This is a genomic window from Flavobacterium flavipigmentatum (assembly GCF_020911905.1).
In the GTDB taxonomy this organism is placed as follows: Bacteria; Bacteroidota; Bacteroidia; order Flavobacteriales; family Flavobacteriaceae; genus Flavobacterium; species Flavobacterium flavipigmentatum.
Genome location: NZ_CP087133.1, coordinates 1,964,973 through 1,981,196, shown reverse-complemented (window position 1 = coordinate 1,981,196; position 16,224 = coordinate 1,964,973). Strand labels below are relative to the sequence as shown.

Genomic DNA, 16,224 nt, shown 5'->3' with positions numbered 1-16,224 from the left:
CAATGAGCACATTTTCAATTTTTTTAGTTTTAATCACAATAGTTTGCTTTCTATTGATCGTAGTAATCATGGTACAAAACCCTAAAGGCGGAGGATTATCTTCTACTATTAGCGGAACACAAATGTTAGGTGGCGTACAAAAAACAACAGACTTTTTAGACAAAAGTACTTGGACTTTGGCTACTATCCTAATTGCTTTAATTTTACTTTCAAGCTTAAGTTTTACAGGAACTTTAAGTGATACTGACTCTAAAATTATTGAAAAAACGGAAGCTCCTGCAGCGAATACACCAGCGGCTCCGGTACAACAAGCTCCTGCTCCGGCAACTCCAGCAGCCAAATAATCATCTTACTATAAAATTTAAATGCCAGCCTGTCAAAGCTGGCATTTTTTTTAGGAAAAAATGTCAGTTAAAACAGCATGGCACAATTTCTGAAAGCTAAATAGAGCATTAAAAAACGTATAACTATAATAATATAAAATCATGGCCTTAAACATTAAACCGCTTTCAGATCGCGTACTTATCGAGCCTGTTGCTGCCGAAACCAAAACTGCGTCAGGTATTTTTATTCCGGATACCGCAAAAGAAAAACCACAAAAAGGAACTGTAGTTGCTGTAGGAAACGGATCAAAAGACCATACAATGACCGTAAAAGTTGGTGACACTGTGCTTTATGGAAAATATGCCGGAACAGAATTAAAACTGGAAGGAACTGATTATTTGATCATGCGTGAAGATGATATCTTAGCGATAATCTAAAACAATACGTATTAAGTACTCGGTATTAAGAATTAAGACTATAGTAACTTGAAACAAATTAAACATTAAACAAAAATTAAAATGGCAAAAGATATAAAATTTGATATTGAAGCACGTGACGGATTAAAACGCGGTGTTGATGCATTAGCAAATGCTGTAAAAGTAACTCTTGGACCAAAAGGTCGTAACGTAATCATCGGAAAATCATTTGGTGGACCAACGGTCACTAAAGATGGTGTTTCGGTTGCAAAAGAAATCGAATTAAAAGACCCATTAGAAAACATGGGGGCACAAATGGTGAAGGAAGTAGCTTCTAAAACCAATGATTTAGCAGGAGACGGAACTACGACTGCTACAGTTTTAGCGCAAGCTATCGTAAAAGAAGGTTTGAAAAACGTTGCTGCAGGTGCAAACCCAATGGACTTGAAACGTGGTATCGATAAAGCCGTTGAAGCAATCGTTGCTGACTTGGCCAAACAAGCCAAAGTAGTAGGAAGTGATTCTGATAAAATCAAACAAATTGCTTCTATCTCTGCCAATAACGACGAAGTGATTGGTGAGTTAATTGCTACTGCTTTCGCGAAAGTAGGTAAAGAAGGTGTTATCACGGTTGAAGAAGCCAAAGGAACAGACACTTTCGTGGATGTTGTTGAAGGTATGCAGTTTGACAGAGGATATCTTTCTCCTTACTTCGTAACAAACCCTGAGAAAATGGAAGTGGAATTAGATTCTCCATATATCTTATTATACGACAAAAAAGTTTCTTCTTTAAAAGAATTACTACCTGTTTTAGAGCCGGTGGCACAATCAGGAAAACCATTATTGATTATTGCTGAGGATGTTGATGGAGAAGCTTTATCAACGTTGGTTGTAAACAAATTAAGAGGTGCTCTTAAAATTGCTGCTGTAAAAGCGCCTGGTTTTGGAGACAGAAGAAAAGCAATGCTAGAAGATATCGCAATCTTAACTGGTGGAACTGTAATTTCTGAAGAAAGAGGTTATACTTTAGAAAATACTACTATCGAAATGTTAGGAACTGCTAAAAGAGTTGCTATCGATAAAGACAACACTACAATTGTAAGTGGTGCTGGTGAAGCTGACATGATCAAAAATCGTGTGAATCAAATTAAAGGTCAAATGGAAGCGACAACTTCTGATTATGACAAAGAAAAATTACAAGAGCGCTTGGCTAAATTAGCCGGTGGTGTTGCTGTTCTTTACGTTGGTGCTGCTTCTGAAGTAGAAATGAAAGAGAAAAAAGACAGAGTAGACGATGCTTTGCACGCAACCCGTGCAGCTGTAGAAGAAGGAATTGTTGCTGGTGGTGGTGTTGCTTTATTAAGAGCAAAAGGTGCATTAGCAGGAATTAAAGCTGACAACGCTGACGAGGCAACCGGAATCCAGATTGTGGCTCGTGCTATTGAGTCTCCTTTGAGAACGATTGTTGAAAATGCTGGCCTTGAAGGTTCTGTTGTTGTGGCTAAAGTTGCCGAAGGTTCTGGTGATTTTGGATACAACGCAAAAACTGACGAATATGTAGACATGCTGAAAGCAGGAATCATCGATCCTAAAAAAGTAACTCGTGTAGCACTTGAGAATGCTGCTTCTGTTGCTGGAATGATCCTGACTACAGAATGTGCCTTGATTGATATTAAAGAAGAAAACGGAGGCGGAATGCCAATGGGTGGCGGTATGCCAGGAATCATGTAATCGTTCTTAACTTCTTATACTATAAACGCCAAGCAGAGAATTCTGTTTGGCGTTTTTTTTATTTTGCCACAGATTAAAAGATTACAAAGATTTGTTTGTCACAAATTCCCCAAATTTCTGCGAATTAATTTCCTGGCAACTGTGCTTAAAAATTTGTGCTAATTTCTGAAATTTGTGGTAAACTTTATTAAGCTATTTTCATTAACAGATTAAAAAAATCTCACAGATTAATCCATTTAATCCTTTAATCTGTGGCAACCTTGTCTTTAGTTTAACATTCTCTTTTTTATTAAAAATTAGTTTATCAATATCTTTACGGCTTTATTAAAATTACAAAATGAGAAAATTTACCACGCAACTTTTATCTTTTACCTTTTTACTTCTTTCCACCCTTTCGTATTCTCAAAGCAGCAAAAATTCTTATGTAGTTTTGGTTTCGATGGACGGGTTTCGTTGGGATTATGCAAAAAAGTTTCATCTTCAAAATTTAAAACAGATGGCGCAACTAGGTGTTCATGCCAAGTCGATGCGTCCTTCTTATCCCAGCAAAACATTCCCGAATCATTATGCGATGGTGACAGGGCTTTATCCCGATCATCATGGCATTATAAACAATGTTTTTTATGATGCCGCTCTCAACGATTCGTTCTCGTTATCGTCCAAAGCAAAAAACGACTCTCGCTTTTATGGCGGCAACCCAATCTGGAATGTTGCCGAACAACAAGGCGTGAAAGCAGCTTCTTTTTTTTGGCCAGGCTCAGATCTTGACCAAAAAAGACCTAGTATTTACAAAAATTATGATGGTAAAATTCCATATGAAACCCGAATAGACACGATTGTAAAATGGCTCAGCCTTCCCGAAAAAGAACGTCCTCACCTTGTTACTTTATATTTTGACGAACCCGATCATACTGGACATACTTACAGCCCACTTTCTCCCGAGAATAAAAAAATGATCCTCAAAATGGATAGTATTATCGGGCAATTGACCTCTAAACTAGATCGACTAGCGATCGGGAAAGAAATTAATTTAATTATTGTTTCAGATCACGGAATGGCAGATATCAGCAATGATAAAAAAGTAGCGGTTCTGGATTACCTAAAACCGAGTTGGCTGGGTTACAAAACCGTTATCAACCCGATTATGAGTTTGCAGGCAAAAGCAGGTTGCCAGGATTCTATTGCCAAAGCACTAAAAAAAGTACCACATATTAAGTTCTGGAGAGCCAGCCAACTCCCAAAGCGACTGCATTATGGTACCAATCCTCGTGTGCATGATTTTGTTATCGAAGCTCAAAAAGGATATAGTTTGGTTAGTAAAAATACCCAGAATATAAAAGGAGGAACACATGGTTACGACAACAAGCAAAAAGAAATGCAAGCCATTTTTTATGCCAAAGGCCCTGCCTTTAAAGTCGATAAAGAAATCAATAGTTTTCAGAATGTTGCAATCTACCCTCTTATCGCTCATATTTTAGGTTTGAAAATTGAGCCCGTTGATGGGCAATTAAGCGAAGTACAACAACTACTCAAAGAATAAGATCACACTTTATAGTCCAGTAATGCTTGATAAGGGTTTCCTTCTAATCCCAGAAGCTTGCCAAAAGCAGGTTCTGTTTTATAGCCTTGCTGTTTTAGTTTAATGATTTCTAATCTAAAATTATCTCCTTTTTTCTTTAGAATTTCATGCTCGATGATCATGTGGCGATAACCATTTTGCTTTTTGACCGGAATGTTTTGACCAAAAATTTCAATTTGAAAATTGGCAATAAAGAAGTTAGCAATCACCGACTCTATATTGTCTATTAACGCTTCGCGAATCGTATAATGACTTTTGGTGCTAAAATTATCCTGCAGCTGGGTTATAAAATCGGTTTTGGATTTGTAGCAGCAAATGATATCGAGATCGCTGTTGTCGGTATCGATATTGATCGGGATGGTGCCTACCAAGAGCGGATCAAAGTTAGAGAGAAGTACTAAAACCTGATGTTGAGTCAGGACTTCGAACGCTTTTTGTTGTTTAAAATTTCCGTCTTTTAAGTAATCGATGGTACTAAAATCTATCATGCTACTGCTTTTTAAGCAAAAATATGCGTAAGTCGCTTATGTTGGTCACCGAAAATATTCTTATGAAAATAATTGCCCTAGCCCAGACAGGAGCGGCATCCTTTTGCTGCCTTCTTTAGGCAGGAAAAGATAGAGCGGATGGCTGGATTGGCTACAAATAAAAATATTGCTTTATAATCCAGCACCTATCGCTTGCTATTCTTATATCATAAAATATCTAAAAAACCTTCTTTTTTTAGGTCGAAAAACCAAGGCTCTTGGCTTTAAAACTAGCAAACAGTACCTGACGCGCACTGCTAATTGTTTCTTCGGTGCGGTAGATGCTGCACCAGAATTTTATTTGCAATTTGTATTTTCCATCAGAAATGGCAGTGTAAAAAATTTGCGGTGCTCTTGTATTGTTGATCGACGGCAGGCTTTCGAGGGCTTCTATCACGATGGTATTAATTTCGTCCGGAGTGACTTCACCTGTTATTTCGATGGCTATTTCAACGAGTTTAAAATTGTCGGTATACGTCCAGTTAGTGATGCTTTGTGAGAGTAAATTCCCGTTCGGAATAATGATTTCGGCTCCATTGGGCGCATTGATTTTTGTGGTTCGCAATCCCATCGATTTGACGCGACCTGATTCTGAGCTTATTTCGATAACATCTCCGATCTGAATGGGTTTATCAAAAATTAAAATCACACCCGAAACAAAATTGTTTACAACATTTTGCAACCCAAGTCCAACCCCGACACCTAAGGCTCCTAAAAGGATGCTTAGTTTGTCTAATGGCATTCCGGATGCCGCTACTGCGAGCAAATATCCTGCAGTAAGCACGACAAGCCTGGTAACAAGCAGTTTAGAATGTTGTCGTTTATTAATGTTCTCTTCATTCTCATCATCGATTTCGCCAAAAAAGTATGCAACGTATTTTTGCAGCAGATGCGCTACCCAAATGATGATAAAAAACAGCACAATATTTCCTAATGTAAAGGTGATGCTTCCGATAGAATTAGGACGATTCAGCAGCGATTGAAAAGAAGATCGCAGCGATTCCCAAATATTAAGATTGGAGGCAATTACCACAATCCACATGTAGGTAATCACAATAATAAAAGGTTTTTTGAGGGTATCTGAAAGGCTTTCGTGGTCAAAAATCTTCTCGAGTCCACGTTTTATTCTTGTGGTATAAATTTGCAAAAGAATAATTTCTAAGATTATTTTCAGCAGGACACTAAGCGCGATAATCTGCGTTAAGGCAATAAAAGAGGTCAGGCTAAGCATGTTAGAAAGAGACACTCTTCCAAAAATATTAAAAAGGATTGCCAAACCATTTAGGCCTATAAAAAGGATGCTGGCCCACTTAAAGAATCCTTTGATATAAAGTTCTTCTTTGATCGTTTTTAATTGTACCCAACCATAACGAACACCCAAAATATTGATGATAATCATGATGCAACGCTGCAAAAAACCGATTCCGATAAAGAGATCAACGAAGCAAAGCGTACCAAATAACGCCAAAAGAAAACCCCAGTTTCGGATGGCTACCTTTGACCAATTGTTTTTGAATAAAAGGGTGAGAATTCCCAACAGAAAGAGCTGCAGGAGCTCTATAAACAACGCCGGCGCATATAAATTGCTCACTACTGCAATATTAAGACCAATTACCAATACGGGCAGTAAAACGCCTTTGTTGAGATAAGTAAAACTAAAATGAGACAGATTTTCGTCCAGGCCTTTTGTTTTCAGGTATTTGATGTTGCGCAAAATATACCAAACCAGCAGTCCCATAAAAAAGACCAAAGCCATCAAACCTCCTGCTCGGTAACTGAGGTAATAGACTGCAATATTTTCTTCTATAATTATTTTTGCTTTCAGATTTTGAGTAACTGCTTTGTTAGGAACAGCGTCGCTCGTATTCCATAAAAACGGATATTCTTTTTTAACCATACTTATTCCGGATTTTTCGAGCCTGTTTTCTACCATTACCAGTGCATTAGACACAGCAATCCTTCTTTGTACTGTGAGTCTTTTTTTAGCATTTAAAAGACCCTGATTGTGGGTCATCAGGCTATCTGTACTGAGATATTTACTTTTAAGATTGGCAAATTCTTTTTTGAATTGCTTGCGGCGAATAGTATCTTTTAAGAGACCGATCAGGGTTTTGTCTTTGCGTAGGTCAATTACTCGCTTTTTTATTTTTTCGAGTTTTGTATTGTGCTCGTTAATAGCATTGTTTTGCTCGTCTAGTTCCTGCTGAATCTCGTTGAGCACGATTCGGTACATTTGCTGATTGCGCACATTGGGGTTGGCACCTTTTAGACTCCCAAAAATCTGGTCGAGTTTGCTCTGCGTTCTTTTAATTTCTCCAAACAAACGATACGTTTCCCTCTGAAAATCGGCATCCTTATACGCCGATTCCATTACCTCATCGGCTTTTTCTATGGCAATAAGATATGCACTGTCGGTGGCGGTAGTATCGTTAAATAATTTTGGGCGACTTTCTGTCTTTGGCTTTGTCTGCGAATACGTTATTTGCGCAGCAGGCAATACAACCAGCAAAAGCAGCAAGAGGATGGGTTTTATTTTAAAAATCATATTTTAGAATGTATTAGGGGCCCTCAAATTTATTTATTTCTACCCAATACAACACTAAAATAGGAAATGAATTATTAGGAAAAATAATTTAATTGTAAACATTCTTCCGCTACAGCGAAATCAATAAAATTCAAGAAGCCTGCTGTATCAGGAAAACTGTTCCAGCAACAACACCATACATACTAGTACAAACTTTATCATACCCATTAATCTAAAACAGCACAGCTGTACCCCAGATGATTTAAATACTCTATAATACTTGCTGGCTCCAAATCACTCGCTTCTACACGCAATATTTTATCACAATCTTCTAAATCAAAATTGATTTTATACATCGGGAATTGCCTTTTGATAATTGCGATAATAAAATTTGTATCTTTTTCTTTCTCAACATTTGTTTTAAATACTTCGACCATAATTAATTGTTTTATGATTTTATGATAAATGAAATTTGAAATCACTCTGATAACCAATTACACTAAAACGGATTGTAAGAGAGCCCAAACCTAAAATAACCCTGAGCATCTTCTTTTTGATCGTAAATGTATTTGTTGGTTCGCTCACCTCTTTCGGTGATTCGTGTATTCAAAACATTATTCACACCTGCTTTTAAGGTCCCTATTAATCCTGGCAGGATATGATATTCGTACGTGATACCCGACTTTAGCTCCAACTGGTTCAACTCATAAATTCCGTTGATTGTGGGGCCGTTCAGATTCAGGTAAAAGTTCTCGCTATTGAGTTCTGTACCCAATCCGATGCGGCCATTTTCTAGCAATTGCCTTCTGAATAAAAGTCGTTGCGGGAGAATAAAATCAACGTCCCATTTACTGTTTTCAAATTTATGATTATAAGTAAAAAGCGGTGTAACCGGAATAATTGCCGAAGGATCCAGCATGGCCAGAGCCCCCACTGTAATGGTGGTATTCTGAGTTTTCCTGAGTACCAGATTGGCTGTAAAAAAACCTTTTATACGCTGTACATTTTCGTCATTTCCATCTGCTGTCACGGTTGCATTGTAAACAATCGGTTTGCGAAAAAGTGTTGCCATATACGTAGCGCTCAAAGCGGCCGCCAGATAATGAATATTTTGTATGCCTCTGGAATAAGCAACTGTAGAACCGGCGCTGTAGGTTTCTCCAAAATCGTAGCTTTCGTATTTATAACGCAACGAACCCGTTGCGATAAACCGTTTAGAGTTGGATACATAAAACGGCATGTTAAAAGCTGCTTTAAAGCGTGTATGGCGCTCTATTCTGCCTCTCTCGAATGGTTCGCCAAATAATTTTGAACTAAAATTAGAAGGCCCAAGTTGCTCGTACTGCACATCAAAAGTTCTGGTATTGGGGAACTTATCGGTTATCGCTTTACCAAAAGTTTTCATGGTAGTCTCTTTGTCCTGTGCCACTACAGGCAAAGACAGGCAAACGAAAAATATAATACTAACTTTTACTCTCATAGATGGATAAAAATGGATTTTGATGATGATTGAAACTCCGGACAAATGTAGTCGGCAAGCCTTTATTACAATAGCTATTTTATACTAGTGGCGTATTTTTTATACCAATGGCGTTTGCATAATTGTAAGCGCCAAATGACTATAAATTATAATATTACCTTAATTTTGCCGTTATGACGATTCTTAAAATTTATCAGAACTTTTTCCTCAGAAACCTCATCGTAAACCTGCTTGTCATCGGTATTATCTTTGTTTGTATTTATGATGAAATGAATTATGCCGAAAAAGACTCTCTTGTTTTATTACAAAAAATTTGTATGGGCTACATTCCCATGTATTGTGGCGTAGCCTTTAGTAATCTGTTCATCATCCATAAATTTCTTTTTAGAAAAAAGTACCAAATTTTCTGGGTAGTGTTTATCCTCTACTGGATTTGCTTTTATAGTTTAATGACCCATTACTTTTTTTATGTAGGCTTAGGGAAAACAAAAACATTGTCTATAATATCGCTCATTTTCAACGGTACCTGCTTGTATTTCCTTCATGTTGTGATCATGAAAAAAGTCTCGCAAACAAACAAAGACATCATCAACTTTAAGTCGGAACTATCTTTTTTGAAGCAGCAATTAAACCCGCATTTTTTGCTCAATGCCATGAACAACCTTTACGGAGAAGCCTTGGCAGAACCCGACAAAGTACCCGATAGAATCCTGAATTTATCAGACATGCTTCGGTATCAGATCGAGGCCACCAAAAAAGATTATGTCCTGATAGAAGAAGAAATCGACTTTATCAAAAAATACATCGACTATTATACTTTTCAGAACGAGCGCCTTGCTATTGCCCAGGATTATGAAGGTTCGTTTGACCACATCGAAATTCCGCCGCTATTCTTTTTGCCTTTGGTAGAAAACGCTGTAAAATTCTCTGCCGAAACCACAAATCCTTTTATCACAGTGCATCTAAAAGTAAAAGGCAACGATTTGTCTTTTACCCTAAAGAACAACTTCTTGGTATGTGGCTCGAGACTTTCGAGTACCGGAATCGGAATAGGCAATCTAAAAAGACGTCTGGAAGTACACGGTTTGCATCACGAACTAAGCTGCAAAAAAGATAAAAATACCTTTATCGTAAAACTAAATATATGGGACTTACCTACCGCTGTCTGATCATTGATGATGAGTCGCCGGCGCACAAGGCTCTGGCATCGCATATTTCTAAATTTGAAGATCTGGAGCACTCCGGAAGTGCTTTTAGCGGTATGGAAGCTGTAAAAATGCTCAACGAAAACAAGTACGACATTATTTTTCTCGACATCAATATGCCCTTGATTTCGGGCGTAGAACTTATGGAACTGCAGCCCAACAGACCGCTTACCATTGTTACAACCGCGTATTCAGATTATGCGCTTTCGGCTTATCAAAATGATGCTATTGATTATTTGCTGAAACCTATTTCGCTAGAAAAATTTACAAAAGCCATCACAAAAGCCAAGACTTTTTTCTCTGGCAATTCCTTAAAAAAAGAAAACACAGACGATTTACAATCACTCTCGTACCGCATAAATGGTCAGATGACAGAGATGCTCCTAAGTGATATTATTTTTATCGAAAGTTTGGGCAACTACCTCAAACTTTACAGTACCATACTACGCTCTCCGGCCATTATTTACGGCTCCTTGTCTAGTATTGCCACCGAGATCAACCATGCCCATTTTGTTCAGGTACATCGCTCGTACCTTGTTAATACCCGCAAAATATTGTCGGTAAATGCTAAAACGTTGACCATGTGCAACAGCAAAATTATACCTGTGGGAAGAAAATACGAAATCTTACTCGATAATATTTTTAGACCGTAATCAACCAACCAATTACAAACACAACCCCTACTCCGAAACCACTTTGTACGTAGGATCTTCTATCACGTTTACTGCAATGACAGCCTCGGCATTTTTAAGCAATGCTCTACAGTCTGGACTCAGATGTTGTAGTTCGATTACTTTATTAAGCGCACTGTATTTCTTGGTTAGATTGCTGAGTGCTTCTATGGCCGACATGTCTGAAACGCGACTTTCTTTAAAATCTATAATTACATGATTGGGGTCGTTCTGGATATCAAATTTCTCCATAAATACCGCTATCGAACCAAAGAATAATGGCCCATAAATTTCATAATGTTTACTCCCTTGCTCGTCTATAAAATGTCTCGCACGAATTCTCTTGGCACTTTCCCAGGCAAAAACCAAAGCCGAGATAATCACACCAATTAACACAGCCAACGCTAGGTTGTGCAATAAAATGGTAACCACCGCCACCAATATACCCACAAAAATATCGTGTTTGGGCATTTTGTTGATGATGCGAAAACTCGCCCACTCAAAAGTAGTAATCGCCACCATAATCATGACCCCTACCAAAGCTGCCATGGGCAATTTGCCAATAACGGGAGCACCAAAAAGAATGATGAGCAAAATGGTGAGCGCAGCAACAATACCTGAAAGTCGTGCTCTGGAACCTGCCGAAATATTGACCAGCGTTTGCGCAATCATGGGGCAGCCTCCCATACCAAAAAAGAAACCGTTTAGAATATTCGATCCCCCTTGCGCAATACACTCGCGATTGCTATTGCCTCGCGTGCCTGTAATTTCGTCTACAAGATTGAGCGTCAGGAGCCCTTCTGTAAGCCCTACCGCTGCTACTATTATAGAATAAGGCAGTATGATTTTTAAGGCCTCGAAAGAAACGGGAATATTGGGTATATGAAACGGCGGAAGCCCTCCTTGTACAGAGGCAATATCCTGAACCGTTTTGGTGTCTATATTAAAAACCAATACCAGCGCAAAAACCACCACTATAGCCACTAAAGAAGCCGGAATTGTCTTGGTTATTTTAGGCAAAAGAACCACAATACCTATCGTGACCAGCACCAAACCTGCCATGATAGACAATGGCGTTCCTTGCAGCCAAACCGATTGCCCGTTGACGACTGTTTTGAACTGCTCTAACTGCGACAGAAAGATCACCACAGCGAGCCCATTGACAAACCCAAACATTACAGGTTGTGGTACCAACCGAATGAATTTGCCCCATTTAAAAAGTCCCACAATTATTTGTACTACGCCCGCCAGAGCCACGGCAGCAAATACATATTCTATGCCGTGCGACTGCATCAAGGCAATTAAAACAATAACCGTTGCGCCTGCTCCGCCCGAGATCATTCCGGGTCTTCCGCCAAAGATAGCGGTAAACAAACCTGCAATAAACGCCGCATACAAGCCTACCAAGGGCGGTAATCCTGCCAGAATAGCAAACGATAACGATTCGGGAATCATGGTCATGGCTACTGTTAAACCCGCTAGAATTTCGTTTTTATAATTGACTTTTTGACTAAAATCAAACAGTGGGAAGGCTTTTTTCATAAGACTGTAAATTTAAAAAAAAATATCCTTAAAAACTTTTATAAAACAGTCGCGAGCGAGTAGCCATTTCTCACAAAATATTTGTCTTTTTTGTCATAGCATCCTTTAGTAAAGGAGTACTGATTATCAGTATGTTAAAAAATGAATTCTTACATAAACATTAACAAAAAGTAAGTAAAATAATATAAAAAATGTTTTAATTTTAAACTTTTAAATTTAATAGTAACCTTAAAACATTAAAAACCATGTCTTTAGAAAATTTAAACGGATTACACTACACTGCTGCAGAAAAAGCAGCTATTTTAGCAAGCGTGAGTGCTTTAGAAACCACATTGGCACCCAAATTCAAGAACCTTTCGCCAGAAGAAAGAGCCAAGTACGGCAGTGTCAACGAGCAGAACAAACTCCTGATTAACAAAATCAAGGATTTTAGAACCAGCCAGCCCACGATGAGTAGCCCCGATATCGACTGGATCGAGTTTCAGAACGATTATGACTCGAGAGAGTTTCTGCAAAACATGATCATGCGACTAGAAGGCATTATACAAAGCCTTAAAAACAACAAAATCCTGCACGATTACGACAATTATCAAATGGCGCTCACCGATTATGATTATAGCAAATACAAATCGAGCACCAAAACAGCAGGTTTTGAAGTAAAAGCAAACGAGTTGTCGCAGTTTTTTAATCGAACCGCAACTTCTAAAAAAACCGAAGACCCTACTGAATAAGTACAACCTACATTTATTATTATAAAGCCTTTTGAAATTTGATTTTCGAAAGGCTTTTTTTTTGAATGAATGTTAAAAAAATAGGTCGTTTGGGGTTCCGAACTCCATCGATGGGGTTCTAAGCCCCAAATTTGACGTCCCGAGCCCCATTTTTGGGGTTCCGAACGTCAAAAATGGGGTTCCAGACGTCAAAAATGACGTCCTTGGGGGCCAAATTTGGGGTTCCGAACGTCATTTTTGACGTCTGGAACCCCATCCGAGGAGTTCAGAACCCCAAACGAGGGGTAAATTCGACCATTACTGCATGACAAAACCCCAATGCTCCACCAAAACACGTATAAATACCTGCTTCCCAGTTTTTATTTATCGCTATACTTGCTTAAAATAAATACTACCCCATTATGGTTTCCCGTAAAATTCATAATTACAGATGGTTGATATTTGTTTTTGAAATTAATAAAATCAAACCCTCAATAATGCAGAAAATAATTTTAGCCTTAGTACTACTACTTCTTTTCAATTTATCATCTTGTGGAAATTCGAACGAAAAAAAAATAATTGAAGAACAAAAAGAATTAATAATTTCTATTAAATCTTTGATTGGAAAGAATAAAATTGAAATCGAAAAAATTCTTGGAAAAGCGGAGAGAACTGAAAAAGTAAAGCCTAGCAGAACTCCTTGCTTAGAATCACCTTGTGATAAGTCTTATTATGAATCTGATAAATTTGAAATTGTATTTATAAATAACAAAGCAGACTGGATAACAATCAATGAAGTTTCTAATATTGATAATGAGAAAGATAATATTATACTTTTAGGTTTAGTAGAAAGTGAGCCAAGTTATCAAGGTACCGATAATACATTAAGATGGAAGAATATTGAAAACATAAAAGAAATAACCTTTTTTGATAACGGCTCCGGCAAAATAGACTACATCTACATAAAAGCAGAAACTGAATAAGTTTTTGTGCTTGGGGAATTGTACTATATAGGAAGGATTCTCAATGTGTGTAAACGCCGATAATAAATAATTAAAAAGAGCACACTGAATTTATTGTCTGAGTGCAAACTAAAAATCTGTAATGTTTTTAAAAAATAGACTCTTATATGGAAGAAATAATTAAAGAAATTAGTGGAAATGCCGTTATTCCATTACTAAATGTTTCAAAAAATGGACCAAAAAGAATGGAAGTATTCCATATTAATTGTTGTGAATTAGAAGATTACAATGATATTGATATTCGAGATTCAGAAAAATATAGATCAATGTTTACTGAACTGAAAGAAATGACTGGGCCTTGTTTGTATTACTTTGAAATTACTTCAGACAATTTAACCTCTGAAATAATTAGTAAAATAAAGGACTACTCAAGCACAGAAAATTCAAAATCAATTCCTGCAATAAAAAGTAAAATTCAAGAAAGCAAAATACTTTACGTTGGAAAAGTTAAACGCCATTTTTGGGGAAGACTTATCCAACATTTAGGTTACTATAAAGTAGATAGAACTCAAGGTTTGCAACTTTTTCATTGGTCAAAAGAACTTAACTTAAATATGAAATTAACTGTTTTAGAATTTGAACCCGAAATGATTAATTTAATGGAAGTTTTAGAAAACGAATTAGCCAAGCAATTAAAACCTATTTTAGGAAAACATAAATAACTTAAAAAAAACAGATGGCACAGATTAAAGAGGCAGCGGTGATGGTTTATTATTAAAATAGAAACATACTATAAAACGACACTAAACCTCGCATATACACCACAATATGGATAGATAAATTAAACTTTGTTGCGGGTATATGCAAGTTAGTGAAAATCATAGCGCAGAATCAAGAATCTAATACAATTATAATCGTTTAAAATTAATAATATCAGAAAGAAATTATGTTGAAAAAAATTTGGAGTGATCCTGTCTGGAGTAAAGTGATATCAGCTGTTATACTAGCAGTTGGTGGATTCATTGTTACTGTTATTTATAGCGCAGTAACAAAATTGCCATTAGAACAATCTATAGAATATCTTTGGCAATATAAAATCGAACTTGGTCGAACAGTTATTGGTATTATTCTAATTCTTTTGGTGCTAGCAATAATTCAAAAAATTGCCGAAAAAAGCCCTTCAAAAAGAGAAAAAATGGCATCAAAATTTCATCAAAAATATAAAAAATTTGACGAACCTACTCTACCAATAACTTACAGATTTAATGCATATATTAGTAACTTAACTAATTTTCCTTTTATTTCGGAACTTCGTGTTTATTGTACTAATCATAATGGTAGAGAAAGTCTAATGACTTCATATAATGGATGTCCTGACCGAAATTGCACAAATCATGGACAAACATTCTCAGAAAGTTTATTAAAAAGCCAAATTGAAACTGACCTATTGAAAGAATGGGAAAATATGAACAAATAATAATGACATCAATTAACAGCCATTTTGAGCTAGCTAGAATTTGGTGGAATTAACGTCTCGCGTCAAGTTTTCGTTAAGTCGAAAATTAAAATATCACAAGCCATTAACCACTCAAAACAGCATAACATTGTGCAATATTTTTACGCAAAATCAATAAAGAACTAAATAGTATATAATGGAAAATTTCAAAGCACTCTTTGACTTAACAAAATTACCTGTAAAATTTTTCTTTTTATTTGCAGTTATATCAGGCTTTATTTTATTTGCTGATCAACAACTGCTAAAAAATATTCATTTAGAAAAAATGAATGAATCTTATGGCTGGATTATCGGTTTAGTCTTTATATCTGCATCCGGACTGATCATAGTGAATTTTACAATCTGGTTATTCAATAAAATAAATTATAAAATAAAATTTTTCAAAGTAAAAAAAGAATTTATAGAAAGTTTAAGAACTTTAGATTTACACGAAAAAGCTGTCCTAAGAGAATTTCTTATAAATCAGAAAACATCACTTGATGTACCAATAGATGATCCAACTATTTCTGGTTTAATAAGAAAGAAGATTTTGTTTATTAATCAACCATTTGGAAATGCATTTATTATAAGCGGAATGAATACATCAGTTTCTATTAGCAAATTTGTTGATAAAAACTTAACTCTCAAAGATGTAGATTTTTCAGAAAACCCAACCAAAGAGGAAATATTTTTTTTAGAGTCAAATAGACCTTCTTGGATTGAGAGAAGACCATGGCGAAATTAAAATGTTATAAAAATAACCACAATAGCACAGATTTGCGATCCTTGCCTGCAACAATAAGAACTACTTAAAAAAGTATACTTTAGTTATTGTGAGGACACGAATTGCAACCCTGTTCTAGGTATTTATAAAAACAAAATTATTAACCAAATAAAACAAAAAAAGATGGCAAAATCAAGCGGATTACAAAATGCTCCAAGTTCGACCGGAAATAAATCTGGTGGCAATCGCTCTAATAATCCACCAAGTAAATCTAATGGAAGTTCTGGCAATTCGTCTGGTTCTAAAAATACTTCTAAAAAATAAAACTATTAAA

At 36.5% G+C, this 16,224-nt stretch carries 17 protein-coding genes; 12 read left to right on the top strand and 5 right to left on the bottom strand.

Annotated elements, in window-relative coordinates:
• The first annotated feature begins 2 nt into the window (after positions 1 to 2).
• The 4 genes from secG to LNP22_RS08945 all read left to right on the top strand — a co-directional run bounded on the left by secG (position 3) and on the right by LNP22_RS08945 (position 4,011).
• Entirely contained in the window at positions 3 to 344 is a 342-nt protein-coding gene (secG, locus tag LNP22_RS08960; protein ID WP_210664756.1) for a preprotein translocase subunit SecG, read from the top strand.
• Between the two features lie 141 nt (positions 345 to 485).
• Positions 486 to 761 (top strand): co-chaperone GroES, encoded by a 276-nt coding sequence (locus LNP22_RS08955; protein ID WP_012023920.1) that lies wholly within the window; start codon positions 486 to 488, stop codon positions 759 to 761.
• Between the two features lie 81 nt (positions 762 to 842).
• Positions 843 to 2,471, top strand: a complete 1,629-nt coding sequence (gene groL / locus LNP22_RS08950; RefSeq protein WP_229976231.1) for a chaperonin GroEL — start codon at positions 843 to 845, stop codon at positions 2,469 to 2,471.
• Positions 2,472 to 2,808: 337 nt separating this feature from the next.
• A complete protein-coding gene (locus tag LNP22_RS08945) occupies positions 2,809 to 4,011 on the top strand; it encodes an alkaline phosphatase family protein (protein WP_229976230.1) in 1,203 nt (400 codons plus the stop codon).
• Between the two features lie 2 nt (positions 4,012 to 4,013).
• Here LNP22_RS08945 and LNP22_RS08940 read toward each other — a convergent pair whose 3' ends face one another.
• The 4 genes from LNP22_RS08940 to LNP22_RS08925 all read right to left on the bottom strand — a co-directional run bounded on the left by LNP22_RS08940 (position 4,014) and on the right by LNP22_RS08925 (position 8,581).
• Positions 4,014 to 4,538 carry a DUF4269 domain-containing protein gene (locus LNP22_RS08940; RefSeq protein ID WP_229976229.1) on the bottom strand — a complete coding sequence of 175 codons (525 nt, stop codon included), beginning with the start codon at positions 4,536 to 4,538 and terminating at the stop codon, positions 4,014 to 4,016.
• Positions 4,539 to 4,773: 235 nt separating this feature from the next.
• On the bottom strand, positions 4,774 to 7,122 hold the full coding sequence (locus LNP22_RS08935; RefSeq protein ID WP_229976228.1) for a mechanosensitive ion channel family protein: 2,349 nt from the start codon (positions 7,120 to 7,122) through the stop codon (positions 4,774 to 4,776).
• A gap of 206 nt (positions 7,123 to 7,328) precedes the next feature.
• On the bottom strand, positions 7,329 to 7,538 hold the full coding sequence (locus LNP22_RS08930; RefSeq protein ID WP_319616460.1) for a hypothetical protein: 210 nt from the start codon (positions 7,536 to 7,538) through the stop codon (positions 7,329 to 7,331).
• Positions 7,539 to 7,600: 62 nt separating this feature from the next.
• The gene (locus LNP22_RS08925; RefSeq protein ID WP_229976227.1) at positions 7,601 to 8,581 is read right to left on the bottom strand and encodes a hypothetical protein; all 981 of its coding nucleotides are present in this window, start codon (positions 8,579 to 8,581) and stop codon (positions 7,601 to 7,603) included.
• Positions 8,582 to 9,135: 554 nt separating this feature from the next.
• Between LNP22_RS08925 and LNP22_RS08920 the strand changes: the two genes are divergently transcribed.
• Both LNP22_RS08920 and LNP22_RS08915 read left to right on the top strand, forming a co-directional pair.
• Complete coding sequence (locus LNP22_RS08920) at positions 9,136 to 9,750, top strand: sensor histidine kinase (RefSeq protein WP_229976226.1); 615 nt, start codon at positions 9,136 to 9,138, stop codon at positions 9,748 to 9,750.
• Positions 9,726 to 10,439, top strand: a complete 714-nt coding sequence (locus tag LNP22_RS08915; protein ID WP_229976225.1) for a LytR/AlgR family response regulator transcription factor — start codon at positions 9,726 to 9,728, stop codon at positions 10,437 to 10,439. Before LNP22_RS08920 ends, LNP22_RS08915 begins: the two co-directional genes overlap by 25 nt.
• Before the next feature lie 27 nt (positions 10,440 to 10,466).
• On the opposite strand, the gene LNP22_RS08910 is transcribed toward LNP22_RS08915, so the two are convergent.
• Entirely contained in the window at positions 10,467 to 11,999 is a 1,533-nt protein-coding gene (locus LNP22_RS08910; RefSeq protein WP_229976224.1) for a SulP family inorganic anion transporter, read from the bottom strand.
• 245 nt (positions 12,000 to 12,244) lie between these two features.
• Here LNP22_RS08910 and LNP22_RS08905 point away from each other — a divergent pair, with 245 nt between their 5' ends.
• The 6 genes from LNP22_RS08905 (at position 12,245) to LNP22_RS08880 (ending at position 16,214) form a co-directional block, all read left to right on the top strand.
• Positions 12,245 to 12,730 (top strand): hypothetical protein, encoded by a 486-nt coding sequence (locus LNP22_RS08905; protein ID WP_229976223.1) that lies wholly within the window; start codon positions 12,245 to 12,247, stop codon positions 12,728 to 12,730.
• A gap of 476 nt (positions 12,731 to 13,206) precedes the next feature.
• Positions 13,207 to 13,692, top strand: a complete 486-nt coding sequence (locus LNP22_RS08900; protein WP_229976222.1) for a hypothetical protein — start codon at positions 13,207 to 13,209, stop codon at positions 13,690 to 13,692.
• 146 nt (positions 13,693 to 13,838) lie between these two features.
• Positions 13,839 to 14,393, top strand: coding sequence for a hypothetical protein (locus LNP22_RS08895; protein WP_229976221.1), 555 nt, complete (start codon positions 13,839 to 13,841; stop codon positions 14,391 to 14,393).
• A 224-nt stretch (positions 14,394 to 14,617) separates the two neighbouring features.
• Positions 14,618 to 15,148 carry a hypothetical protein gene (locus tag LNP22_RS08890; RefSeq protein ID WP_229976220.1) on the top strand — a complete coding sequence of 177 codons (531 nt, stop codon included), beginning with the start codon at positions 14,618 to 14,620 and terminating at the stop codon, positions 15,146 to 15,148.
• 175 nt (positions 15,149 to 15,323) lie between these two features.
• Positions 15,324 to 15,911 carry a super-infection exclusion protein B gene (locus tag LNP22_RS08885; RefSeq protein ID WP_229976219.1) on the top strand — a complete coding sequence of 196 codons (588 nt, stop codon included), beginning with the start codon at positions 15,324 to 15,326 and terminating at the stop codon, positions 15,909 to 15,911.
• Positions 15,912 to 16,073: 162 nt separating this feature from the next.
• Positions 16,074 to 16,214 (top strand): hypothetical protein, encoded by a 141-nt coding sequence (locus LNP22_RS08880; RefSeq protein WP_229976218.1) that lies wholly within the window; start codon positions 16,074 to 16,076, stop codon positions 16,212 to 16,214.
• The last annotated feature ends 10 nt before the right edge of the window (positions 16,215 to 16,224 follow it).

Coding starts and splice junctions, on each gene's coding strand:
- secG (WP_210664756.1), top strand. CDS start 3: ATGAGCACATTTTCAATTTTTTTAGTTTTAATCACAATAGTTTGCTTT.
- LNP22_RS08955 (WP_012023920.1), top strand. CDS start 486: ATGGCCTTAAACATTAAACCGCTTTCAGATCGCGTACTTATCGAGCCT.
- groL (WP_229976231.1), top strand. CDS start 843: ATGGCAAAAGATATAAAATTTGATATTGAAGCACGTGACGGATTAAAA.
- LNP22_RS08945 (WP_229976230.1), top strand. CDS start 2,809: ATGAGAAAATTTACCACGCAACTTTTATCTTTTACCTTTTTACTTCTT.
- LNP22_RS08940 (WP_229976229.1), bottom strand. CDS start 4,538: ATGATAGATTTTAGTACCATCGATTACTTAAAAGACGGAAATTTTAAA.
- LNP22_RS08935 (WP_229976228.1), bottom strand. CDS start 7,122: ATGATTTTTAAAATAAAACCCATCCTCTTGCTGCTTTTGCTGGTTGTA.
- LNP22_RS08930 (WP_319616460.1), bottom strand. CDS start 7,538: ATGGTCGAAGTATTTAAAACAAATGTTGAGAAAGAAAAAGATACAAAT.
- LNP22_RS08925 (WP_229976227.1), bottom strand. CDS start 8,581: ATGAGAGTAAAAGTTAGTATTATATTTTTCGTTTGCCTGTCTTTGCCT.
- LNP22_RS08920 (WP_229976226.1), top strand. CDS start 9,136: ATGAAAAAAGTCTCGCAAACAAACAAAGACATCATCAACTTTAAGTCG.
- LNP22_RS08915 (WP_229976225.1), top strand. CDS start 9,726: ATGGGACTTACCTACCGCTGTCTGATCATTGATGATGAGTCGCCGGCG.
- LNP22_RS08910 (WP_229976224.1), bottom strand. CDS start 11,999: ATGAAAAAAGCCTTCCCACTGTTTGATTTTAGTCAAAAAGTCAATTAT.
- LNP22_RS08905 (WP_229976223.1), top strand. CDS start 12,245: ATGTCTTTAGAAAATTTAAACGGATTACACTACACTGCTGCAGAAAAA.
- LNP22_RS08900 (WP_229976222.1), top strand. CDS start 13,207: ATGCAGAAAATAATTTTAGCCTTAGTACTACTACTTCTTTTCAATTTA.
- LNP22_RS08895 (WP_229976221.1), top strand. CDS start 13,839: ATGGAAGAAATAATTAAAGAAATTAGTGGAAATGCCGTTATTCCATTA.
- LNP22_RS08890 (WP_229976220.1), top strand. CDS start 14,618: ATGTTGAAAAAAATTTGGAGTGATCCTGTCTGGAGTAAAGTGATATCA.
- LNP22_RS08885 (WP_229976219.1), top strand. CDS start 15,324: ATGGAAAATTTCAAAGCACTCTTTGACTTAACAAAATTACCTGTAAAA.
- LNP22_RS08880 (WP_229976218.1), top strand. CDS start 16,074: ATGGCAAAATCAAGCGGATTACAAAATGCTCCAAGTTCGACCGGAAAT.